Here is a 23,333-nt window from a genome sequence, read left to right as displayed (position 1 = left end):
AATCAACACTATAAAATCTAAAATCAACCCATGCGTTGGACCATAAAACCAAAACCTTCACAAGATAAAATCAAACATTTAGCGCAAGCCTTAAATGTAGAAGATTTTGTTGCAACGCTTTTGATTCAGCGCGGCATTGAAACTTTTGAAGATGCTAAAAATTTCTTTCGCCCCTCTTTAGAACATCTTCATGATCCTTATCTGATGAAAGATATGGACAAAGCAGTTGCAAGAATAGAATTGGCAATTGAAAATCAGGAAAACATTCTGGTTTTTGGCGATTATGATGTTGACGGAACAACAGCGGTTTCTTTAGTTTCATCGTATTTAAAATCACATTATCCAAATATTGCAACTTATATTCCGGATCGTTATGATGAAGGTTACGGAATTTCTTTTAAAGGAATTGACTTTGCTGACGATAACGGATTTTCCTTAATTATTGCGCTCGATTGCGGCATAAAATCCATCGATCATATCGCTTACGCGAAAGCAAAAAACATCGATTTTATTGTCTGCGATCACCACAGACCCGGTGAGTTTCTTCCAGATGCGGTTGCAATTCTTGATCCAAAAAGAGAAGACTGCACTTATCCGTATGATGAATTATGCGGCTGTGGAGTTGGTTTTAAGTTGATTCAAGCTTTAGGTCAAAACCGAAATGAAACTATAGAAGATTTAGTTCCATATCTAGATTTGGTTGCAACCGCAATTGCGGCAGATATTGTTCCTATTACAGGAGAAAATCGTGTTTTAGCTTATTTCGGATTACAAGTTATCAATAGCGACCCACGCCCAGGAATTAAAGCTTTGGTGCATCAGGTTAAAAAGAAAGTTTTAGATATTACTGATGTCGTTTTTATTATTTCACCAAGAATAAACGCAGCGGGAAGAATCAAACACGGAAATCATGCGGTAGAACTTTTAACTGAATTTAATTTTGAACAAGCGCAGCAATTCGCTTCTGAAATTGAACAATATAATTCTGATCGAAAAGATTTAGACAAACAAATTACTAAAGAAGCTTTTCAGCAAATTATACAAAATGAAGAACAAGATCGATTTTCGACTGTTGTTTTTCAGGAAGACTGGCACAAAGGCGTTATTGGAATTGTCGCTTCTAGATTGATCGAAACCTATTATAGGCCAACTTTAGTTTTTACTAAAAGTGGAGACAAATATGCCGCTTCTGCTCGATCTGTAAAAGGATTTGATGTTTATAATGCATTAGATGCCTGTGCAGAACATTTAGAGCAATTTGGAGGACATATGTACGCAGCGGGAATGACTTTAAAAGCTGAAAATTATCAGATTTTTAAAGACGCTTTTGAAAAACAGGTTTCATCAACTATTTTACCTGAAATGCGAACTCCAGAAATTGAAATTGATGCCGAAATTAATTTCTCTGATATTACTCCAAAACTCATCCGTATTTTAAAACAATTTGAACCTTTTGGCCCGCAGAACATGACGCCGGTTTTCATGACTAAAGACATAAAAGATACTGGTTATGCCAAAACTTTAGGCTCTGAAGAAGAACATTTAAGGCTTTTTGTAAAACAATCTAATTCTGATGGAATTGCTGCAATTGGCTTTGGACTAGGAAAAAAACTAAGTATAGCACAAAATCAGAATCTGTTTCAGCTGGCTTATTCTTTAGCTGAAAATGAATGGAATGGAACTATTTCAACACAGCTTATGCTGAAAGACATTAGAACAAATGACAACTAAATCAACAAAACCAGATCCGTATCAAGCGCTTCGCTATAGAGAGTTTAATATATTTTTACTATTGCGCTTTGCGATGGTTTTTGCTTGGTCGATGCAGTTTATTGTGATTGAATGGGAGGTTTACAGTTTAACTAAAAACCCGCTTTCGCTAGGAATCATAGGTTTAATGGAAGTAATTCCAGCGGTTTCAATGGCATTGTTTGCAGGACATATTGTAGATCAAAGAGAAAAGAAAGGATTATTGGTAAAATGCATTCTAGGATTTTCAGTAATTAGTTTTGGATTATTTTTATTGACTTGGCCAAAAATTGTCAGCGGCTGGTCGACTGAGTCTATCTTATACGCCATTTATTTTTTAGTTTTTCTCGGCGGATTAGTTCGTGCTTTTCTCGGCCCTACTATCTTCTCACTACTATCACTTATTATTCCTAAAAAAGCATATCCAAATGCTGCTACATGGAGCAGCTCAGTTTGGCAGATTGGTGCGGTTATGGGACCTGCACTTGCAGGATTTTCAATTAACTGGATTGGGGTTCACTGGTCAATGTGTCTCGTTTTCGGATTCTCAATTCTTTCCTTAATTGCCTTATCACAAATCAGTAAAAAACCAATCATAAATCCAAAAATTGGAGAATCAATAAAAGACAGTCTTACAGAAGGTTTGACTTTTGTATTTAAAAACCAAATTGTTTTAGGTGCTTTGTCTCTTGATATGATTGCGGTACTTTTTGGAGGAGCAGTTGCATTATTACCAGTTTTTGCACAAGATATTTTAAAAGTAGGTTCTGAAGGTTTTGGTATATTAAGAGCTGCTCCTGCTGTGGGTGCTTTTATTACGATGATTGTTTCGGCGTATATCCCTTTATATAAAAATGCCGGAAAAAAACTTCTAGGTGCCATATTTGTTTTTGGATTGTCGATCATCTTATTTGGACTTTCGACGTCATTCTGGCTTTCTGTTTTTGCTTTATTCTTGAGCGGACTTGCTGACGGAATTTCGGTAGTAATTCGCCAGACCATTTTGCAGCTTAAAACTCCTGATCATATGCGCGGGCGAGTTGGTGCTGTAAATTCGATTTTTGTTGGCTCTTCAAATGAATTAGGTGCGTTTGAAAGTGGGGCAACTGCCAAATTAATGGGAGCTGTAACATCGGTTGTCTTTGGCGGAAGCATTACACTTTTAACCGTTTTAGGTTTTGGTTTCATATCTCCAACTTTTAGAGATTTAGATCTTCATAAAGATATGGAAGAGCATCATAATCAAGAGTAATTAATTTTTAACCCATATAAGTAATATAAGTTCATTTAAAGAATGGATCTTAAATATAGAGACCTCCAATAAAATGGAGGTCTTTTTATTTTTGCATCAAGCAGAAACAAAAAAGCCCTTACTATGAACTTATAGTACTTATATGGTAAAACATTTTTCAAATTTTTATGATTTTTTTATTTAGAATTAATATAAATAATATTTATATTTGCTGGAATAAAAGGATTTACAATGAGAGAAATACAACAAATATATCACAACAGCTTCGGCATAGCCTTTTACTGGAAACAAAACAGCCAGACAATTCTCGACAAAGTACAGTTGGTTTTTAAAGAAACGGGCTTCTATTTTACGGTTTCAGAATTGAATATGTTTTGCGATTTAATTGAAGACAGCATTATCGAAAATGCTTGTTGCGAAGCTTGTGAGTTAAAATATTCTTGTCATAAATTTTTACTAAAAACTCCTTGTTCATCAATAGATTTAGCAGTTTCAATGACAGAACTAAAATCTATTAAAGATTTAGTTGAAGGTTCTTTGTTTAAAATCGAATTAGACGAATATGTTTATGGTCCTGGATTAAATTAAAAACATTCTAAATATTTTAACAACATTTTTTCATTATTGAAATATATTTTGATTTTATTCAAAAAAAAGTATATTTACGGCAATGAAAAAAATAAGCATTTTTATTGCCTTTACTATTCTAGCGCTCTTTTTTACAAACTGCAAAGACGCTTCTGAAGAGTATATTGATCCGCGAGGCACTGATTATGCAGGCTCTGAAAGCTGTATTCAATGTCATCAAACTCAATATGACATGGCCGCAAAAAGTGCTCACTTTAAAGCAACTGCTCCAGCAATTCCGGCAAATATTTTAGGTGATTTTGACAAAGCAAATCACACTTTTATCTATGACAAAAACACCAAAATTGTCATGGAAAAACGCAACGACAGCTTGTATCAGGTTTTATATAAAAACGGAAAAGAAGTTGAGGCACATCGTTTCGAGATTGTTTTTGGAATTAAGCACGCACAAACTTCGGTATACTGGCGAGATCGCAATACATACGAATTACCTGTTTCTTACTATAATTCTATAAACAATTGGGCAACAAGTCCAGGGTTTCCTGCAGACAAACCGTATTTTGACCGTATGGTTGTAAAAGACTGCTATTCTTGCCATAGTTCAAACATCAGCAGCCGAAATGTTAATCAGAATTCTACAGATAAGAACTTTTTATCGATGGAGGTTGAAGATGTTATTGATAAAAAAACAATTGTTTACGGAATTGATTGTGAACGCTGCCACGGACCTGCGAAAAAGCATGTTGATTTTCATCTCAAAAACCCTAATATCAAAGTCGCCAATAGTATTACAAGTTTTAAAACGCTTAACAGACAACAAAAGTTAGATGCCTGTGCGCTTTGCCACGCCGGAAATGACGGAATGAAAATGAAATCTCGTTTTGACTTTAAACCCGGCGATAATCTTTCTGATTTTTATAGAGAAACAAGAAGTGTAACTGATACAGCGAAATTTGATGTTCATGGAAACCAATTTCGTTTAATGGCGCAAAGCAAGTGTTTTATAAAAAGTGACAAAATGGATTGTATAACTTGCCATAATCCGCATGAGAATGCTTCTAAAAACATGGCATCGTATTCTAAAATCTGTATGAGTTGTCATCAAGGTTTAAAACACAATGAAACTACTTTAAAAACTATGCCTGAAAAATTATTGGCTGCTAATTGTGTGGAATGCCATATGCCGAAAAAAGCATCAGGAGCAATTAAATTTCAACTTTCTAACAGTAAGCAGCTTTCAGAATATATTTTGAGAACGCACAAAATAGGAATCTATCCTGCTAAGTAAACGGTAATTATTTTTCGAATTTTTTAAGTTCAAAAGTCTCACCGTCAAAAACGCCATAAGTAAAATAACCAATCCAATCACCTAAATTTACATAATTAGAATCTTCGCCAACAGGAATAATCATTGGTAAATGGCGATGTCCAAAAATAAAATAATTATAATGCTTGGTTTCGAGTTTGCGTTTGGCGTACAACACGAGCCATTCGTTTTCTTCACCAAGAAACTTTACATCTTCGTCACCAGAAATCAGTTTATTTTTAACGGATAAATACTGCGCTAAACTTACACCTACATCTGGATGAAGCCATCGAAAAAGCCGTTTTGAAAACGGATTTGTAAATACCTTTTTCATTCTTTTATAACCTTTGTCTCCGGGGCCTTTTCCGTCTCCATGACCAATTAAAAAGGTTTTTCCGTTAAAAGTAAATTCTTTGTTATCATGATAAACCGGAATATTCAATTCGGTTTCAAAATAATCATTCATCCAAAGATCATGATTTCCAACAAAAAAGTAGATTGGAATACCGCTGTCGCGAATTTCGGCCAATTTGCCTAAAATTCGAACAAAACCTTTTGGTACAACGGTTTTATATTCAAACCAAAAATCAAACAAATCACCCAGTAAAAAAATTGCTTCAGCATCTTCTTTAACCTCATCTAACCAAGCCACAAATTTCTTTTCACGCGGCAGACTCAATTCAGGAGTCGGCGCGCCAAAATGCTGATCTGAAGCAAAATATACTTTTTTCATTTAGATTTTTAGATTACTGGACTTCTTAGAATTTTAGACTTTTGTCTCTCTGATCGAAGTCGAAGAGTTTAGAATTTGGAATTTCTTTTTTGAAAATTAAATATTATCACTTGCATACCACTCTGCAAACGACGATTCTGTTTCTTGAAGTTTAAGAGAGAAAAGCGAAATTCCTTTTGGCAGTCTTGCTATGATTCTATCCGCAAAATCAACTACCATATTCTCACTTGTTGGCTGATAATCGACCAATATTACGTGATGTCCGCGATTTTTTAATTCATTTGCTAATTCGATATGCGGTGTTGTTTGATTGAATACAGTCGCATGGTCAAATTGATCGACGATTTCTTCTTTTACAATTTTCTTTAAATCAGAAAAGTCAATTACCATTCCGAATTTCACATTCGATCGATCTGTAATTGGCGAACCAATAACAGTTACCGACAATTTATAACTGTGTCCGTGAACGTTCTTGCATTTCCCGTCGTAACCGTACAATGCATGCCCAGTTTCGAAACTAAATTGTTTTGTAATTCTAATATTACTCATCGATTTTTAATTTAAGCTTGCAAATTTACAAATTAATAACCGTTTTCGTCTCTTTTTTTAGCACGGTTATACATCCAATAGGCAATTCCTACTAAAACGACAAACGGAATAAACGATCCTATAACAACACCTATTTGATATCCGCTGTCTGGAGCGTTTTTAATTTTCTCTGCAACATCAACGTTTTGGAATAAAGAAATAATAGTCATATTCAATAATTTATAAAGTGAAAAATTGGTTTTAAATCCTTTTTCAAAACTATGTTACTGTTTGTATAAAATCAATGACTTATGTCATGCCTATTTTTTAAACTGCATCAAAGCATTTCTGCTAAAATCAGACAAAACCAATTTACCTGTAATAGCGGCACGTTCAAAAAGCAGCGATTCCCAGTTTTCTGTATTTTCCCAAATGATCTTTTTCATTTCGTGCAATGCTTCTGGATTGTATGAACTTAATTTTTGAGCAAAATTTTCGACTTCTTTATCTAGATTTTCTGAATCAACTAAAACAGAATAAAGTCCTTTTTGAAAAGCCCAATCTGCCGATTTCCATTCGTGCGCTGCCAATGTCATTGCTGTCATTGCTGTTTTTCCAATTTTACGAGATACAGCCGGCTCAATTACAAACGGACCAATACCAATTGCAAGTTCAGATAATTTAATATCGCTTTGAGGAGTTGCAAAAACATAATCGCAAGCCGCAATTATTCCTACTCCGCCGCCAACTGCTTTTCCTTGAACTCGTCCAATTATAAGCTTACTGCAGCTGCGCATAGCATTTAGCAAATGTGCAAAACCAGAAAAAAACTCTGTTCCTTGTTCTTCATTTTCTACTTGTAGAAGTTCATCAAACGAAGCGCCGGAACAAAAAGCTTTTTCGCCTTCGCTCTTCAAAATAATCAGTGAAACAGCATCATTTCGGCTCAATGAGTTAATTTCTAATGTAAGTTTATTTAATAATTCTCGCGGAAAAGAATTACTTGCAGGATGCCCAAACTGCACGGTTGCAATTGTATCTTGAAAAGAAGTCGACAACGATCCTTTTGTTGTTTCTAAACTCATAAAAATAATTTTAAATGTAAAGTTACGGTTTTGACAACTATTTTTACTTAGATCAGTTTCTAAATTTGTTTATTGAAAATTAATTGACTTTATTTGCTATGACTTTGGGGGATTAGCTCATTTGGCTAGAGCGCTACGCTGGCAGCGTAGAGGCGATCGGTTCGAATCCGATATTCTCCACATAAAAAAACCGTAAATCATTAAAAAACAATGGATTACGGTTTTTTATTTTTATTAATTGTACGATTTCTGTACGATTTCATTTTTTTTCCCAGCAAATACCTAAATAACAATTTTAAAAAATCGTCCGTAAAAAGAAATTACAGACTTTAAAAACACCCTTTTAATAAGAATTGACGGGGGAGACTCAAAAAATACCTGCAAAATGTTATCACAAAGTACGGAGGATACTTCCATAAATACATAAAATTAATTATAAATTTTACAATATTATATAAGCGGGCTTAAAGCCTCTTTTCTAAAGAACAGGTGTTTTAAACTATATAAACTATTATTAGGTTGGCAAGCAAAAAGAAACATCTATCTTATGTGTTATCATCTATTAACAACTTTAAAGTTTAAATTCATTTAAGAGTTTTTTGAAAGAAAAATAAATCGTGTCCTTTAATAGATTTTTTGCAATCAATCTGATTTTGATCGATTCTTTTGAAGCAAGGAATTTTAAACTTAATTGATTTAATAAACTATAAACTAATAATTGATTAACAGGCTGTTTGTCCAAATAAAGATAATTTTTATTTATTCTCTCTTTTACAAAAAAAATGCTGACCTCTTTAATTAATGGGTTTATCGGAATTAATAAATGGCTTGCAAAAATATTTGCCTGAATTTCTAATCTATTATTATTCATTTCTGAAACTCTATAATTCAATGATAGAGTATAATCATCGTCCTCTCTTTTTATAGATTAGGACAAAACGGGACAAATAAAATGGGACAAAAACAAGCAATCGTAACAGGGAACGGCTCAGATTTGAATAATAGTGATGGATTAAAAGATAGGGCAAAACGTAAAATAATTACGTAAGCTATGATTTTAAGTTTGATGGATGTTGCCAAGCAAAAAGGAGACACCGAAAAACAAAATTCATATTGGAATACATACTACTGTCAAAGCAATATTATAAGTGCAGAGGGTAAACTTTACGGCAAGTATTGTAAAAATAGATTTTGTACTCTTTGTTGTAGTATTCGTAAAGCTGAAATAATAAACAAGTATTTATCAATTATAAAAGAATGGCAAGAACCTTACTTTGTGACCTTAACAGTTAAATCTTGTAAAGCCAATAGGTTAAAAGTAATGATCGTGAAATTATTGCAGGGATTCTCAATAATAAAAGAAAAACAGAAAAAAGATGTAAAAGAGATAAAGGAATTAAGCTGATAGGTGTAAAATCTTTGGAGTGTAATTTCAATCCTGTGACTAAGACATATAATCCTCATTTACACTTAATTGTTGCGAATAAAGATATTACGGAATTACTTATTAAAGAATGGGAATTTAATCCTAAGATCGCTGATTGGAAAAATATTGTTACCGATGAAACATTGACCAATTATAAGCCAAAACCTCAGCTTTTTACGATATTAAAAATTGTATTGATTTGACTTCTCAATAAAGGGTACTTCATTATTTAAAGAAGTTGGTTAACTTAAGCTAATACAAATCGTAAAAAAGGGACTCTCATTTGTAAGAGCCCCTTTTAATTTCAATTAACAATTATTCTTTACAAAATTTCGTCTTTTAATCAAATAAATTATACTTCCTAATATCAGTAAAAATAAAATTGGGTAAAAATAATTTACGACAAGATATGTATCGCCAATATTTAAATTAAAATAGTAATCGGAAAAGTAAAAAAAAACCATTAATAAAGTACATATTGTCAAAAACACTAAAAATTTATTCTTCATTTTCGATCATTATTAAGTTATTAAAAAAAGCATTAAACAATTTGAAATAGCCAAAGTCTGCTTCTTGAAAGCTAATATCTTCCACAATAAAGTTAAGCATTTCATTAGGGAACTTATTATAAAACAATTTTTCTTCAACAATACTTTCAATTTTTAAGATTATATCGTTTAATTTCCTTTTCTCTAAACTAGCTTCTTGTAATTCAGCGATTCTAGATTCGGAGAAAACTAATTCAATAATATTCTTTTGACATTTAATAGTATAATAAGGAACTAAAACACTAATTAATAATGAAACTGTGTATAATTCACCATCTTCTATAAAACCAAAATTAAAGGTTAAACATTTATCACCATACTCAAATAATGTAAAATCTTTAAAGTTTTTTAATGTATAGTCGTTTTCAAATTCCTTAAGAATATTTTTTGAACAAAGCTCTTTTGAGTCCGATTGAAAGGTTGTTAATGTCTGATTTAATCTGATATATTCTTCACTTGCGAAATACTTCACTTGTTCTCTTTCAAATGAGATGTTTTTGGGGTAAAAAATGTAAATCAGATTTTTTAAAACTTTATCAATCATAATATATTTTTTATTCACAATCATCTGGGAGCATAAAAGTTGTTTGATAATCTGTTACAGGTAAATTTTCTGTTGTAGTCCAGTTTACTCGCCCACCCGAGGTAAATAAAGGATAATTATACAACAATCTTTCTTTAAAATATTGTTCTACAATCATTTCAGAAACTTTAACTCTTCCATACTTTGCAACTACTTCTCTAATTGTGGTCTGAAGTGCTTGCGCTGATAACTCTGCCGCTGCTCCAGAACTTATAGGAGCACCTCCCACAGCGTGATTTGTTGGCATTCCAAAAGATATCGGTTGCACAAACTTCGCTGAATGCATAAAGGTAACACCTGTTTCGTCTAGTAATATTATATTAAAACTAATATTTTTCACCAAAGCCGTCTGCCACAAAGAAGCTGTTTTTGAAAAATTAAAACTTTGACAACTAGGAGGGAGATCTTCTGTAGTTTCTAAATCACTCCCGCCACTATTTCCTGCCCCTGGATCTTGCTCCCAAGAAACATCTCCCCCGCCGTTACCGCCACCAAGATTATCCCCCCAGCCGAAATCAGCAATTTCAGGGATAAACCTATTATTCTTGTACCTATTAATTACTGTTACTCCTTCTAATTCTCCTCCATACTCATCACTACTAGACTTACTTGTAATGCTCTTCGAACTTTTCTTTATGTACTGTAGGGTTGCCCTACCATTTTCTAAGTGAAAACCATTGATGAAATTTCCATCTAAATCGTATATCAAAATTTTACCCGAAAATGGAGATGTAATTTGTGGACCATCGGAATACATTTTATAAACAACGCTCTTAATTACATTATCAATTTTTAGAAGAAGCACTCTGTCAAATTGCGCAGCATTGATTCGTTTAACAGGAATAACGGTAAGCAACTGATCTGTATTGATCATTTTTTCTTGCACAATTTTGTCTAGTTCAAAATTTTCTAATTGGCTTCTATACAATTTACCTGAAGGACTGTTCTGTGATCGTGTTAAAAAGGATTTGGCTTCAGTGATGCTTACTGTCTGAATCGAACTTTTTGACTGTTCTGTCATATTTTCCTCATGCTGACAATTGGTTAGTGCTAGCGTTAAAATAAAAAGAACTATTCTTTTTATGCCATTACCTTTTTTTAGTTTGTTAGTTATCATAATCTTTTTTTCAATTCATTTCGCATTTTGCTGGGTAGAATTGTCTTTTGTTAGTCCCGTTTTTTAATTATATAGAATCAATTAAATTGTTGTTGGAGAAAAAAAAACTCTTCAACAAAATTTTTAAATCTTAAATAAGTAGATTTTGCAACTTATTAATTAAAAATACTGTAGTATTAGATATTACTTTTTGTAATGAATGAGAAAATTCTACAGTATTTTCTTAAAAACAAATGTATGTACTTAATCCTACAAAAACAAATAAAAGAAGTTTTTAAAAAAAAAATACATTAGGGCAAAACGTGACAAATGAAAAGGAAGAAAAACAAGTAATTGTATCAGGAAACGGTTCAGATTTGGGTAACAGCGAAGATCTGAAAGGTAGAGCAAAACGTAAAACCATTACCTAAGCAATGATATTAAGTTTGATGAATGTTGCTAAACAAAAGGGTGATATAGAAAAGTAAAATAGTTATTGGAATACTTATTACTGTCAAAATAAAATGACTATCTCAGAGGGTAAATTATATGGCAAATATTGAAAAAATAGATTTTGCACACTATGTTGTAATATTCGTAAAGCAGAAATATAAATGCTTATTTGTCAACGATCGAAAAATGGGTAGAACCTTATTTTTGTGACATTAATATTTAAATCTTGTAAAACCAATAAGTTAAAACTTATGATTGAAAAAGTTTAGTAAGGATTTTTAATGATAAGAGAAAGGCAGAAAAAAAAGAAATCAAAGAGGTAACGGGATAAAGCTTATTGGGATAAAATCTTTAGAGTGTAATTTTAATCCAACAAAACAAATCTATAACCCACATTTGGTATATATTATATAAGTGATTCAAATGAAATAGAATTAAGGGGCTGTTTTTTCAAAATTTGTACTATTTTCGATGTGGGTAGGTGCTGAAAATAATTCACTACCATATTACTTTTTGATAATGTCATAGGAAAAATCATTTCCACACCCACATTCTGAAAGTAAATCTGGTTCGTAAAAATTCACAAAAGTCGAAACGACTATTATTGTTTTGTGATAGTCAAAATTTAACAATTGTCGATAAACATTTTTATAAACTGTGTTTGTTGTTTGTTCTACGGGTTTAAGATGGATAATGTTATTTCTTAATTGAATAAGAGCATCAATATGTTTACAGTATCTTTTAAATTTAGTCTTAAAATTTATACTCCTAATTTCTGGGATTGAGGTGTTTAGTTTATGAGAGATAGTTGGTATAATTGGGTTTCCTAATGAGTCAGTAAATAAATAATCATGTGGAATTACCACGTTTGCAAAACTTTCTAGTGTGGCTTGAAGATTTACAATGCAATTAATTGCTAATTGGAAGAATGCACCAGAATGATTTAAGTCAATCATTTGACCATTTTTCCCACATACAGATGCTTCCGAAAGTAACGTCTCTTTATAATTTTGCAATAAACCAGAAGACATGATTGCGTTTGAATAAAAAATAGTAACTGGATTTACTTCTGGCAAAATAAGTTTTTTGTTTTGATATAAATAATCATAACCGTAGATAACTTTATTATCCATCATAATCATGATATCATTTTCCGATAGCTTTTTAGATTTTACGTAGTCTCTAGCTATTTCTTTGCTTTCTTCTGGAATTATAATATCATCCAATTCTGAAGGATGAAAGTTAATCTCGAATTGTATTGTAGGTTTAAGTTTAATATGCCCCATAAAAGATTAATTTCTGGTTGATTATAAATATAATAATTAATAATCATTTACTGTCATGTATGTAAATAGTTAACAAAGTAGAATTCTTGCATATGTTAAAAAAAAAAAATACTTAATTGTGTTGCTGAAAAAAATTATATGATAAAACGATTTATTCTAAAATTAACACCCCAATTTCATCAGCACTAGATATACTTGAAATTACAAAAAAATTAGATCTCGTTTTAAGAACTATTGATATAAAAAAACTAGAGAAAACTTTTGAAAAATAAATCCTATTAAATCATCCAGAAACAAGAGATTTTTATCATAAGTAGTTACGACTTTTAAAAGGTTTAATAATCTGGAAGAAAAAATCGAGTTGCTTAATGTAGAAGATAGAAATACAAAGTTCTAAACTTGCTCTCTAGGAAAATCTGTTCGAGCAGACGATGTGAAATATAAAAAAACAGGGATTTATCTCAGGAGTGTATTCATAAAGTTTTGCCATCAACTTAGAGCTTATTAAAGGCCAACTATATGATGTTGTGTGGTGCAATTTCTATTTAAATAAATTAGAAATGTATAAACTTACTGGAATTTAAATAAATCACCCGCATCAACCTGTAAAGCGACAGCAATATTTTTAATATTAATTATTGAAGTATTTAATATTCCTCTTTCCAGCCTCGAAATTTGTGATATTTCAACATTAAGACTGTCTGCCAAGTATTGTTGTGTAAATCCTTTAGAAATTCTTATCGTTTTTACATTTTCTCCAAACTTTTTTAAATATTTGACATCTTCCTCGTTTCGCATAATCAAAATTCATGATTACGCATAAATTTATTATGGGCATATTTGCCTATATTTGAAAATTTTCATATCATTGACGACTATATATAAGTCATATTGGATTATGGATTTCCATAAAAAGAAAGCTGGCTATCTATCTAGATTTGTATGTAATTCAAAATCATAATCATGAAAAAATCACTAATTACATTATTCCTTTTTCTTCCTTTTATAATACTTGGACAAACAGAAAAACCGAAAATCATTTCAAAGTTAGTTATATCAGATGCCAGAGAGAATGATATAGATATTACAGAACACATTTTAAATCAACAAGCTTATTTGGCTTTTTATACAGAAGATGGAAAAAATCTTAGCATGGCAAATGTCTGGGTAAAAAATGCCACAAACAGTTTTGGGCGCATATTTGATAAAAAATATCACAAATCTGAAGAATCATCTACCGAATTCGAAACTCATATTATGAGCTTCAAATGGACTTACGAAAACAGCTACAATACTAAGAAAGGGACTGCTAATGTCGAATTAGTGATAATTCACAAACCAATTGGTAAAGCATTCATAATAACTATCATTCCAGAAGATTTAGATGTTCTCCAATATAAGGGGTATATAGAGAGAAGTTTAGATTTAAATAAATATTAAAACAAGAAACTAATGAAAAAGATATTTCCAGTATTTTTAATTTTGGCTTTTAATTTTTCTCATGCGCAATCTTATACAGAAAAATACAATGATTTATATAGTAGGTATGAATATTTTAATAATCAAGGGAAAATGATTGGTTATAAGTACTATGACAATCTATACAAAGTATGGAAATATCAAGAACTTTCACAAAGTACCCAAGATTCATATATTTCACCAATTAACTCCTCCCTAATCAATAAAGTATTAGCTTCAAAACAAAACAGATTAGATGAAAATATCGAAAAAGTACAGAGTTCAATTGATGAAATTATTAAAACTATAAGTCAGATGGATGTATCACAAGCCACACAAGATGCAATTCTTTTCAAATTCAGAAAGGCAATAAAATCAATTGAATATAAAAATTACGACTATTCAGACAACAACCTTACAAGACAAGTTATAAATTACTTATATGCGGAAGCAAATACAATAATAAAAATAGAAACTTCCAAAGTACCCGCTGAAACTAAAAATGAAACCAAGAATCAATCCTCAAAAAAAATTACTTCTGTAAATTATACAGGATACAAAAAAGCATCTTACTATTCACCGATAACAAGCGAGCCAACTATGGATGACACAAAAGTAATTGGCAGAGTAGAATATGGTGATATTTATATACTAGAAAAATATGATGACAAATATTACAAAATAAAGTATAATAATATTATCGGATATATTTTTGTTGGATGGATAACAAAATAGCATTAATGACTAAGCGATTGGATAAAGTTTTCATTATTAATTAAGGCTAACTCAAGAATTGATTCCCAATAATTCATGCCAAATACGTTTCGATTTAGATTTGCTGTTTGGATTGCCATTTCTATTATTTTTTCCATTGGAAGAAGATGAATATATGGTCTAATTTTGTTCTGAAGAGGCGTAATTACTTTGTCACTATTTCTAGAAAATCTTTCTAATAGATGCAGTTTGCTATAATGACTTTCAATAAGAGTAAATAAATTTTCATTAATCTCAGATCTATTTTCTAAATAAAATCTTAGCCCAAATGTGTCATTATTATAATCAATATCTACAAACAAATACTGTGAATCTGGCAGCTTGTCTAAATAAAGATTTAAGTATAATCTTCTTCCATTTTCTTGCCAAAATCGCCCCTTGTAACTATTGCATATTGTACAACTAGGAAATAAATTAAGTGGATTTACGACAAATTCACTAAACTCTTCTTTAGGTAAAATATGATCGAATGAATTGATTTCACTTAAAGTACAATTTTGACATGTATTAATAATACGTTGCGTGTTTGTAGTCGTAATTTCACTTTTAAGGGTTTGGATTAATTTACTCTTATAATTATACAATTTTAATAAATCATCTTTACTATTATCAGGATAAACATTTGCAACAGTAGTTTCAAGGATATTTCGATCAAAATTAATTTGATAAACATTGTATAATGTCTCCATTTCATCTTCTATGGCAAGCAGACGGGTTTTATAATCAGGATCAATTCTCGTTGTTTTTTTGCTATCTACAATAAGTTTATGGAAATCAAATGAGTTTCTCCTTGTACTATCTAAATTTCTCATTTATTACTGTGTTTTGCTTTTAATATACAATCTTGTATTCAAACTCAAAGGCATTTCGTCAAATTGAAGTAAAGAAATAATCTCTTCAAAAGACATTCCTAGTGAAGCTTTTTTGTCAATTATTTTTTTATATTGTTTTGGAATTTCTCGATTACCAAACACATCATCCGTTAAAGTTGTTAAATTTTCTCCAAAAGATTCTATTCCAATTCTTCTAATATCTGGAATATTTCCATTTCGCTCAATTACATAAACATTTTTAGATAATAATTCTTGAATTATTAAAGGTGAATGAGTTCCGATTATACAATACGATTGGAATTCATTTACCAACTCATAAATAGTATTGATTAATTGAGAAATAGCATTTGGATGTAAATGAGTTTCAGGTTCATCATAAAGGATTAAAGAATCCAATCTAATATGTGCTGTTATTTCTGTTATGATGTACAACAAAATATTTTGACCAGAGCTCAACCTATCTTTAACTCGGTTAAACCCTTCTTTATCAACCTGAAACGAATTGTGTAATGATATGATAAATTCACGTTTGACTAAAAATTCATCCAAAATTTCTGGTTCAATGAAATTAGATAAAATTGTTCTCCACTTATCAATTCTTTCGCTTTCCTCAATCTTCTTCCAAGTATTATGAAATCGTAAAACTAATCCTCTTTCAGTAATAAACTCACCTTTTTCATTTTTCAAGCCGCAATACAAATAATTAAATTTAGATGTTTTTGCAGGAATTTTAAATCTATCGAAAATACTATAGGAAACAGAAATCATTTTGCTAAATATAGGAACTCTCGGAGAAAAATATTCTTCTTCATTTTTTGAAATATTGAGAGGTAAAGAAGTTAAAAGTTGTGTCTTTCCTGTACCGTTTTTACCTATTACAGCATAAATTCTATTAGAAAGTATATTACTATCGCTAAAATCAAATTTAATCCTAATTGACTCTTTTGAATATTTAGGTGTAAACTTGTAATCAAATGAAAATAGGTTTTTTAAATCATAATTATTAATAACAAATTTCGCTAATCTTGAGGTTCTTTCTGCTTCATCTACTCTAATTAAAGATTTTTTAAAACCATGAAAATTGTCAAATTTTTCGAGCTTTTCAGAAAAAAAAGCACAATCCCCAATTGCATAAAGTATATTTTCAAAATCATTGGGAAAAATAGATTTTAAATTGGTATAAAAATCGATGGTTTGTCCAAGGGAACAAAAACTTGATGACAACATGACAAATTTTTGAGGAATAACGTTTATTGTCTCTTGTTCTTCACTAGACATTATTTTAACATTTCCTATTTTAGTTTCAGAGCCATCTTTTCTATAATACAAGCTAAAGGATGTTTTATTATAGAAATCATCCCAACTAGAATATTTTAATATAAAACAATTCTCTTCACTATCAATTAATCTTTTTCCTCTTGGTCTGCCATTATCAACAAGAAATAAAATATTATTTCTTTTTACATCAATTGGGATGTCTTCAACTTCTTCTTTAGAGTAAACATGGTAAACTGATTTTCCTGTTTCATCATAATCAAATAATACCAGCTGTAATTTATCTTTGCTAAGAATATTATTTATCTTAATAACATACAATAAAATATCATCCTGATCCTTTCTGTAAATTGGAGAGACAACAGCCTCAATAAATTTTATAAATGCTTCATTATCTTCATATATTTTCAGCCTAACTGTAAATAAATATTCCAAATCCCAATCATCATTATAAATCATATGTTGATAGATATCTCCAGCGGCATTTGGGTATCTAGAGTCTTCTGATGGCATTGTAGAAATGTCCCAAATACTTTTTAAAAATTCAAAATTATTATTCATCCAATTATTATGGTGGCTACCTAAAAAATCAGTTTCACTTTTTATAAGAATATTAAATATTTCTTTTTTATTTTCTTGAGAAATTTCCATATCACATTTTAGTGGTCATTATAGTTTTGCTAATATAATTATTTAATAAAAAAAACATGTTTTTATTAAGAGCTATTTGAATGTAAGAAAAAAAAGTATATTTGAAAATATCAAAGCTTAAATATTTAGATGTAAATAATCTAGCTAATTATAAATTATGGATAACAAAACAAAGCGTCTTATTAGATTAATTAAAAAAGCACAAACTGAATATGCTGAAGATTATTTAGTTGTTGCAATTCCTGGATTTTTATCAAAAAAATTTATTGCATATTGCGCAATGCTTGAAGATTAAAAAAAAACACTGGAATATATTAAGCTCTTAGGAACAGATGTAAATCCAATTATTAAATCAGCTTTGACATACTCTCTCATTGCATTGTATGGGAAATGTTATACAGATGCGTCTAAGAATAATTTCCCAAAACTTGAACCTAAAAACTTATTTAAAGATGATAATCAATTAAAAGAGGTTCATAATTTTTTAATGGATTTGAGACATCAATTCATTGCTCATAGAGGTGATACAGAAAGTGAAATAGGGGTGTCATTTATGGTAATTCCGAAAAAAGAAGGAGTCGAACAATCACAAGTTAGTTTCAGTCAAGTAAAATTGAATGCTTTTTCACCAGAAGAGCTTGCTAAAATTATGACGTTAATTAATTATACAATAGAGTATTTAGAACAAGTAATTCAAAAAAATGGACAAAAAGTATATGAAGTCTTTTTTGATATGTTCACTCCTGAGCAAATTGCATTAATGTTAATGAATAATGCTAAAGAGCATATAGATAGATAGATAGATAGATAGATAGATAGATAGATAGATAGATAGATAGATAGATAGATAGATAAATTTATTTATTTAACTACATTTTGATTCGTTGATCTTGTTTTTTTATTCAAAAACAATGTTTTAAGCCTTTAAACAAAATCTCTTAAATTTTATAAAAATGAATAATGATTGGAATTGGTTTTTTAGCTCATTTTGTCAAAGTGCAGCGGCATTAATTGGTATTATTGGTGCATTTTTAATTTCAAGACTTCTAGGTATTAGTGAGAAAATAAATTCTACAATTTCAGAATTTGATAACTTGAAAATAGAACATAATAAAATCATACTTAGTATTAAAAATTGTCATTTTAATTGGTTTACAAAAATGCATGTAAGATATAATAGTGACATTCAAGAACAAATTAAAAATGGGGATTTTAATAATTTAAATCGTGAAGAAATTTTAAATAAGATTTACAGCTTAGATAGTCGCTTGTTTAAAATTGATAACGCAGTTATGGAAAGTTTTGAAAAAATTTATGAAGAATACAAACCTAAATATACTCCTTTAGGAAACGGATTGTCGGTAAAAAACACTTCTTTTGCGGGACTTTATGACATAGCTCCCAAAGGATTATGGGATAATCTGGAAGAAGAAGAGAATTTAATTAATAAACTAGAAATAGAGTCAAAAACATTAATTTAATATTTCGATGGAAATCTGCAAAGTTTACAGGCATTCAACGATTCGATCGCACCATTAAAAATCATAATAATTCTTTTATTATTTGCATTTCCACTGACGGTGATATACCCTTTGCATTTTATGCCTATGATAGCAAATGCAAATCCAGTGTTAACTTATAATCTGTCTGATATATTTTATTTAATGTTTACTTTTAAGTTTATTATGCTTTTTATTTTTTTTGTTTTAATGGAAAGCATTTTTGGATATTTTCTATATATAACAAACCAATTAAGTTCAAGATTAGAAGTGGCAATTCAAAATAATGCAGTGAGTCTACGAAATCTTGAAAATTATTCTGAACATTTCAAATAATAACTATTGATCATTGAATATTAAATGGGTAACCTTTAATAGTTTTTTAAACCCGCTTAAGGCGGGTTTGTCTCTTATCTTATAGCTGACATTTAACTAAGCAACCTTCTTTTGTGAACAATCATAATCATTTATTAATTCATTGAATTTGGAGTATAATTTTCTTCTTATTTCATCTTTAGTTTTATTAAGCTTATATTTGATTTGTAACATTCTGAAATCCTTTTTAAAGGTGTAAATTTGCTTAGAGGTTTTTCTTTGTTTTATCCTAATCCAATAGTTGTCATTCATGTAGTTTTTGAGTCTTTCGAGCTCATCTGGAGGAATATCAATCTCATTAAATTCATCTATAATTGTTAGTCCTTCAAATTTTTGCATAAGCAATTCAAAAATATTGTTTAACACTTTCTTCTCTAGAATGTTTTCCAAAGAATAAACACCCAATAACTCTAATAACCTTTTTCTAATTATCTTAATTTCTACTCTTAAGATATTTTTATCTAGTTTGTAAGGTTTTGATTTATTATAAATTTTGAAGTAGTAATCTGTCTTACGAAATTCTTTATAGTCTCCTTTTCCAAGGAATTTCTCATTCCTATTAGGTGCTTTCAGGTCATACATCAATAGATAATCGTCAATGTATTTTTGAGGGTCTCCATTTATAATAATATTGAAGCCTAATTCTAAATTCGTGATTGAAGTACTTTTAGCAATTTTAAAAGTTTCAATTATTTGTTCAGTAGTCAATTTAATCTTTGAATAATTAAAGTCATTGTAATTTTGTGAACCTAAATCATTATCTAAATTGTATTGTTTGTGAAAACTACCCGTGATAAAAGCTGTTTTTTCATTAATTGCAATGTCTAAGTTAAGCTTTTTTCCTTTCAGAGGATATGGCTTTATTTCCCCCGTAAAAGGCTCATAAAACTGCTTTAAATCAACAATTTGATTCAGTTTTATGTGGTTTTCAAATTCGTTCTTTTTAGTACTGTAAATCTTCAAATTATCTATCACTACGCTACAATATTAAAATAATTAGACTTTGCCACTAGATTTTCATTTAATGGAATCATAGCTGATAATAATTCACTCTTCTTATAATATTTACGACCGCCAATCCCATATGATTTAACCTTGCCTTTTTGCGTCCATCTCCAAAGGGTCGAATTGTCGATTTGTAATAATTCACAAACTTCACTAGGTGTTAATAATTCTTTTTGATTAGCATTTGGCAATAATTTCACAAAGTCATTTATTAAGCTTTGTACACTTTCATAAATCAACCCGACTAATTCTTCTGGGTTAATTTGAATCAACTGAATAGTTTTACTCATTTTTTTTGTTTTAAATTTTTAATTTCAATTTCTTGAACAATATTAGATATATTTGCAACTAAAAAAATAAAAAGGGACAATCGTAAAATAACAAAAGCCTCTATATACATACATATAAAGACTTAAACGACAAAATTGTTTTTATAAAAAAAATAGAAAAGGGACTAAAAAGAGACTTCTATAAGTGCATTAAAAAATAATAATCAACTTTCCATAAATTATATTTATTTCTTTTAATAGGTTTGTCAATACTTTTACCATCACTAAAATTATATAATTCTCTTAATAGCGTAACTCCTTTTGATTTTTTTTCATAATGCAATTTGAATACATTTTTATCTTCACAGAATTTATAAAATTTAATAAACTCAACTGGAGATTTAATCCATTTACTATAATCCGTAGATATATATCCTCTCTTCTCCAATACAGCCTCACACTTCAAAAAAAAATCAAGTTTTTTGTTGTTTTCCATTAATGCTCCCAAAATAAATTCTCGTGAATTTTTATCATCCAAAATATTTTGATAATCATTCTTCAAAATTTTAATATACTCATTCAATTCTATATTTATTTTTTCAGACGCTTTTTTTAAAATATTGTTGATTTTCAAAGCACATTCCTTTTTATACGAATAACCTTTTCTCTTCACTATTTCATCATTTTCTAAAATCGATTTGTTTAGTTTTTTTAAAAATTTGGATAAAATTATCAATCGATTTTCTTTTTCAATTAATGGATTTTTCACAAAATCAACAATTACCAACAACTTAAATAATATTTCTTCATCATAAACTACATTAACAATTTCTTCAAAATCTATATCTAGCTCAAACTGATCTAATACTCTTAACATTTGATCTTTGTCATACTTGTCAAAATTTGAAAACTCCAACATCTTCCTTACAGCAATGTTATTATCTTCATGAAAATGAGAAACCCCAAATGGGAGACTTGACGAAATAAATCTCTCCTTGACTTCCTCTTCTTTAGAAAAAGAAAACAACTGCATTGCAATTGAAATCATAATTTCCTCACATTGTTCTAAGCTAAAGCAATTAAGATTTTTTATTTTAAAACAGCTCTTTTTTGAAAACTGTTTTCTTAAAGTAAGCTTTCCTGTATCATTTAATCCACAATAATTAGAAATTATGTCTACTATTCCACTAATCCCACCAACTAAAAACTTTTCGCTTTCTTTAATTTTAATTTCCGAAACCATCCTTTATAAATATTCAGTTAATTCAATTGCTTTATCCTTACTGCTTTTTCCAATGTAATTTAAGAACATCGATTCTGAACTGTGCCCAGTTACATTAATTAGTAAAGCTGTCGGAATATTTCCACCATAATAATTAGTAGCAAAAGAACGCCTCCCAATATGAGAAGTAACAAGCTCCCATTTTTCATACTCTCTTTCTACTTTTCTATAGCATCCTCTATTCTCCTCTATTTCGGCTCTCTTGCTTCCTTTTACTTTATCTTTAATTCCTGCTATTTTACAAACTTCTTTTACATATTCATTGTACTTCTGATCAGATATTTGTTTGGGAAATTCCCCATTTCTTTTTTGTAAAATTTCAATAACTTTAGGAAATAAAGGAATCACCATCATCTTATTAGTTTTAACCTGTTTAAATTCAATACAAGGTTTTTCTTCATTTTTTTTATTCCTATATATAGTAATCATATCTTTCTTGAATCTCATAAAATCAGAAATTCTTTGTCCACAATGGCAACTAATTAAAAGCCAATCCCTAGCATTAGCATAACTTTCATTATATTCCGTATTTTCAATTTTATTCAATTCATCAAAAGTTAAATAAATACTCCCAACCTTTGTATAATTTGCTTTAATGCTATCAAGTTGAAAACTTGTTTCAATCCCATTTCCCTTTGCATGATAACAAACTGTTTTTACAAACCGTAAAACTCTGGCAATAGTGTTTGAGGCATAATAGTTCTCATAACAATATTCTTCAAAGTTTATTTTAAAATCAGAGTTAATATCTTTAATTTTCAGAATTATGTTTTTTTCAGATTCATATCTTAAAAGTAATTGCTTAATCGAATTGCATTTCTTAAATGTAGCTTCTCTCACTTCATTTTTCCTAACAACAATATAATAATCGAAATATTTAACTAATGTCGTTGGTAATTCGTTTTTTACTTGAGGATTGTAGTATTTATCAATAGTGTCCTGTAGCCATCTTTTATCTATAAAAGTTGGGTTGGATACATTATATAAATTTATAACATAATGTTCTATTTCATTTAAGATCCTTTCGAATTCATTCTGGCTTTTCTTTAAAGCACTGTCTTTCGTCGATTGCTTTCTTCCTTTATAAAAAAAATCTTTAGAGACATCAATTTTAGTTTTAGCATCAATTGTAAAATCAAACTTATTATGCCTAAATAATAATCTCAAAGTCAAGTTACACCTATCTCTAGTAGAACGATAAAGAAAATTCACTGTAGCCATTTAATCATTTTTAATAGAATAAACATAATACAAATATAAAAAAAATGTACGATATTTG

Annotated in this window: 25 protein-coding genes and 1 tRNA gene; 12 read left to right on the top strand and 14 right to left on the bottom strand. The window is 29.8% G+C overall.

Annotated features, from left to right (window positions below; all coding sequences use genetic code 11):
• Positions 1 to 30 precede the first annotated feature (30 nt).
• From recJ to ACHRVL_RS05115, 4 genes are all read left to right on the top strand, one after another.
• Positions 31 to 1,731 (top strand): single-stranded-DNA-specific exonuclease RecJ, encoded by a 1,701-nt coding sequence (gene recJ, locus ACHRVL_RS05130; RefSeq protein ID WP_395410836.1) that lies wholly within the window; start codon positions 31 to 33, stop codon positions 1,729 to 1,731.
• A complete protein-coding gene (locus ACHRVL_RS05125; protein ID WP_089054339.1) occupies positions 1,721 to 3,001 on the top strand; it encodes an MFS transporter in 1,281 nt (426 codons plus the stop codon). The genes recJ and ACHRVL_RS05125 overlap by 11 nt, the downstream gene beginning before the upstream one ends.
• A 231-nt stretch (positions 3,002 to 3,232) precedes the next feature.
• Positions 3,233 to 3,589 carry a hypothetical protein gene (locus ACHRVL_RS05120; protein ID WP_089054340.1) on the top strand — a complete coding sequence of 119 codons (357 nt, stop codon included), beginning with the start codon at positions 3,233 to 3,235 and terminating at the stop codon, positions 3,587 to 3,589.
• An 82-nt stretch (positions 3,590 to 3,671) separates the two neighbouring features.
• Positions 3,672 to 4,877 carry a cytochrome c3 family protein gene (locus tag ACHRVL_RS05115; protein WP_395410833.1) on the top strand — a complete coding sequence of 402 codons (1,206 nt, stop codon included), beginning with the start codon at positions 3,672 to 3,674 and terminating at the stop codon, positions 4,875 to 4,877.
• A 7-nt stretch (positions 4,878 to 4,884) separates the two neighbouring features.
• Here the strand turns inward: ACHRVL_RS05115 and ACHRVL_RS05110 are convergent, their stop codons facing one another.
• From ACHRVL_RS05110 to ACHRVL_RS05095, 4 genes are all read right to left on the bottom strand, one after another.
• Complete coding sequence (locus tag ACHRVL_RS05110) at positions 4,885 to 5,628, bottom strand: UDP-2,3-diacylglucosamine diphosphatase (protein ID WP_395410831.1); 744 nt, start codon at positions 5,626 to 5,628, stop codon at positions 4,885 to 4,887.
• A gap of 96 nt (positions 5,629 to 5,724) precedes the next feature.
• Positions 5,725 to 6,177 carry a 6-carboxytetrahydropterin synthase gene (locus ACHRVL_RS05105; protein WP_089054343.1) on the bottom strand — a complete coding sequence of 151 codons (453 nt, stop codon included), beginning with the start codon at positions 6,175 to 6,177 and terminating at the stop codon, positions 5,725 to 5,727.
• 32 nt (positions 6,178 to 6,209) lie between these two features.
• On the bottom strand, positions 6,210 to 6,386 hold the full coding sequence (locus ACHRVL_RS05100; protein WP_395410829.1) for a hypothetical protein: 177 nt from the start codon (positions 6,384 to 6,386) through the stop codon (positions 6,210 to 6,212).
• 90 nt (positions 6,387 to 6,476) lie between these two features.
• Entirely contained in the window at positions 6,477 to 7,241 is a 765-nt protein-coding gene (locus ACHRVL_RS05095; protein WP_395410827.1) for an enoyl-CoA hydratase/isomerase family protein, read from the bottom strand.
• 106 nt (positions 7,242 to 7,347) lie between these two features.
• Here ACHRVL_RS05095 and ACHRVL_RS05090 point away from each other — a divergent pair.
• The 3 genes from ACHRVL_RS05090 to ACHRVL_RS05080 all read left to right on the top strand — a co-directional run bounded on the left by ACHRVL_RS05090 (position 7,348) and on the right by ACHRVL_RS05080 (position 8,870).
• Positions 7,348 to 7,421: transfer RNA gene (locus ACHRVL_RS05090), tRNA-Ala, on the top strand.
• Between the two features lie 871 nt (positions 7,422 to 8,292).
• Positions 8,293 to 8,646: a hypothetical protein gene (locus ACHRVL_RS05085; protein ID WP_395410826.1), complete on the top strand. Its 354-nt coding sequence runs from the start codon at positions 8,293 to 8,295 to the stop codon at positions 8,644 to 8,646.
• A gap of 35 nt (positions 8,647 to 8,681) precedes the next feature.
• Positions 8,682 to 8,870, top strand: coding sequence for a hypothetical protein (locus ACHRVL_RS05080; protein WP_395410824.1), 189 nt, complete (start codon positions 8,682 to 8,684; stop codon positions 8,868 to 8,870).
• 295 nt (positions 8,871 to 9,165) lie between these two features.
• On the opposite strand, the gene ACHRVL_RS05075 is transcribed toward ACHRVL_RS05080, so the two are convergent.
• The 4 genes from ACHRVL_RS05075 to ACHRVL_RS05060 all read right to left on the bottom strand — a co-directional run bounded on the left by ACHRVL_RS05075 (position 9,166) and on the right by ACHRVL_RS05060 (position 13,431).
• A complete protein-coding gene (locus tag ACHRVL_RS05075) occupies positions 9,166 to 9,759 on the bottom strand; it encodes a hypothetical protein (protein ID WP_395410822.1) in 594 nt (197 codons plus the stop codon).
• A gap of 10 nt (positions 9,760 to 9,769) precedes the next feature.
• Positions 9,770 to 10,915: a hypothetical protein gene (locus tag ACHRVL_RS05070; RefSeq protein WP_395410821.1), complete on the bottom strand. Its 1,146-nt coding sequence runs from the start codon at positions 10,913 to 10,915 to the stop codon at positions 9,770 to 9,772.
• Positions 10,916 to 11,853: 938 nt separating this feature from the next.
• Entirely contained in the window at positions 11,854 to 12,633 is a 780-nt protein-coding gene (locus tag ACHRVL_RS05065; protein ID WP_395410819.1) for a hypothetical protein, read from the bottom strand.
• Positions 12,634 to 13,203: 570 nt separating this feature from the next.
• Entirely contained in the window at positions 13,204 to 13,431 is a 228-nt protein-coding gene (locus ACHRVL_RS05060) for a helix-turn-helix domain-containing protein (RefSeq protein WP_395410817.1), read from the bottom strand.
• Between the two features lie 165 nt (positions 13,432 to 13,596).
• Between ACHRVL_RS05060 and ACHRVL_RS05055 the strand changes: the two genes are divergently transcribed.
• Positions 13,597 to 14,073, top strand: coding sequence for a hypothetical protein (locus ACHRVL_RS05055; protein WP_395410815.1), 477 nt, complete (start codon positions 13,597 to 13,599; stop codon positions 14,071 to 14,073).
• A 12-nt stretch (positions 14,074 to 14,085) separates the two neighbouring features.
• Positions 14,086 to 14,826 carry an SH3 domain-containing protein gene (locus ACHRVL_RS05050; protein WP_395410812.1) on the top strand — a complete coding sequence of 247 codons (741 nt, stop codon included), beginning with the start codon at positions 14,086 to 14,088 and terminating at the stop codon, positions 14,824 to 14,826.
• Positions 14,827 to 14,828: 2 nt separating this feature from the next.
• On the opposite strand, the gene ACHRVL_RS05045 is transcribed toward ACHRVL_RS05050, so the two are convergent.
• Together ACHRVL_RS05045 and ACHRVL_RS05040 are read right to left on the bottom strand one after the other, a co-directional pair.
• Positions 14,829 to 15,677 carry a hypothetical protein gene (locus ACHRVL_RS05045; protein WP_395410810.1) on the bottom strand — a complete coding sequence of 283 codons (849 nt, stop codon included), beginning with the start codon at positions 15,675 to 15,677 and terminating at the stop codon, positions 14,829 to 14,831.
• 3 nt (positions 15,678 to 15,680) lie between these two features.
• Complete coding sequence (locus tag ACHRVL_RS05040; protein ID WP_395410808.1) at positions 15,681 to 17,624, bottom strand: AAA family ATPase; 1,944 nt, start codon at positions 17,622 to 17,624, stop codon at positions 15,681 to 15,683.
• 157 nt (positions 17,625 to 17,781) lie between these two features.
• On the opposite strand from ACHRVL_RS05040, the gene ACHRVL_RS05035 reads away from it, so the two are divergent.
• From ACHRVL_RS05035 to ACHRVL_RS05025, 3 genes are all read left to right on the top strand, one after another.
• Positions 17,782 to 17,919 (top strand): hypothetical protein, encoded by a 138-nt coding sequence (locus ACHRVL_RS05035; RefSeq protein ID WP_395410806.1) that lies wholly within the window; start codon positions 17,782 to 17,784, stop codon positions 17,917 to 17,919.
• A 63-nt stretch (positions 17,920 to 17,982) separates the two neighbouring features.
• Positions 17,983 to 18,423, top strand: a complete 441-nt coding sequence (locus ACHRVL_RS05030) for a hypothetical protein (protein WP_395410805.1) — start codon at positions 17,983 to 17,985, stop codon at positions 18,421 to 18,423.
• Between the two features lie 154 nt (positions 18,424 to 18,577).
• The gene (locus ACHRVL_RS05025; RefSeq protein ID WP_395410803.1) at positions 18,578 to 19,105 is read left to right on the top strand and encodes a hypothetical protein; all 528 of its coding nucleotides are present in this window, start codon (positions 18,578 to 18,580) and stop codon (positions 19,103 to 19,105) included.
• Positions 19,106 to 19,555: 450 nt separating this feature from the next.
• Here ACHRVL_RS05025 and ACHRVL_RS05020 read toward each other — a convergent pair whose 3' ends face one another.
• From ACHRVL_RS05020 to ACHRVL_RS05005, 4 genes are all read right to left on the bottom strand, one after another.
• Positions 19,556 to 20,473: a hypothetical protein gene (locus ACHRVL_RS05020; protein ID WP_395410802.1), complete on the bottom strand. Its 918-nt coding sequence runs from the start codon at positions 20,471 to 20,473 to the stop codon at positions 19,556 to 19,558.
• A complete protein-coding gene (locus ACHRVL_RS05015; RefSeq protein WP_395410800.1) occupies positions 20,473 to 20,793 on the bottom strand; it encodes a helix-turn-helix domain-containing protein in 321 nt (106 codons plus the stop codon). The genes ACHRVL_RS05020 and ACHRVL_RS05015 overlap by 1 nt, the downstream gene beginning before the upstream one ends.
• Positions 20,794 to 20,971: 178 nt before the next feature.
• Complete coding sequence (locus tag ACHRVL_RS05010; protein ID WP_395326338.1) at positions 20,972 to 22,015, bottom strand: hypothetical protein; 1,044 nt, start codon at positions 22,013 to 22,015, stop codon at positions 20,972 to 20,974.
• Positions 22,016 to 22,018: 3 nt separating this feature from the next.
• Positions 22,019 to 23,275, bottom strand: a complete 1,257-nt coding sequence (locus ACHRVL_RS05005) for a tyrosine-type recombinase/integrase (protein ID WP_395410798.1) — start codon at positions 23,273 to 23,275, stop codon at positions 22,019 to 22,021.
• Positions 23,276 to 23,333: the final 58 nt, after the last annotated feature.

This window comes from Flavobacterium sp. FlaQc-28 (genome assembly GCF_044007415.1).
GTDB lineage: Bacteria > Bacteroidota > Bacteroidia > Flavobacteriales > Flavobacteriaceae > Flavobacterium.
The sequence above is the reverse complement of the archived record's forward strand: the minus strand, read 5'-3'. Positions and strand labels throughout refer to the sequence as shown.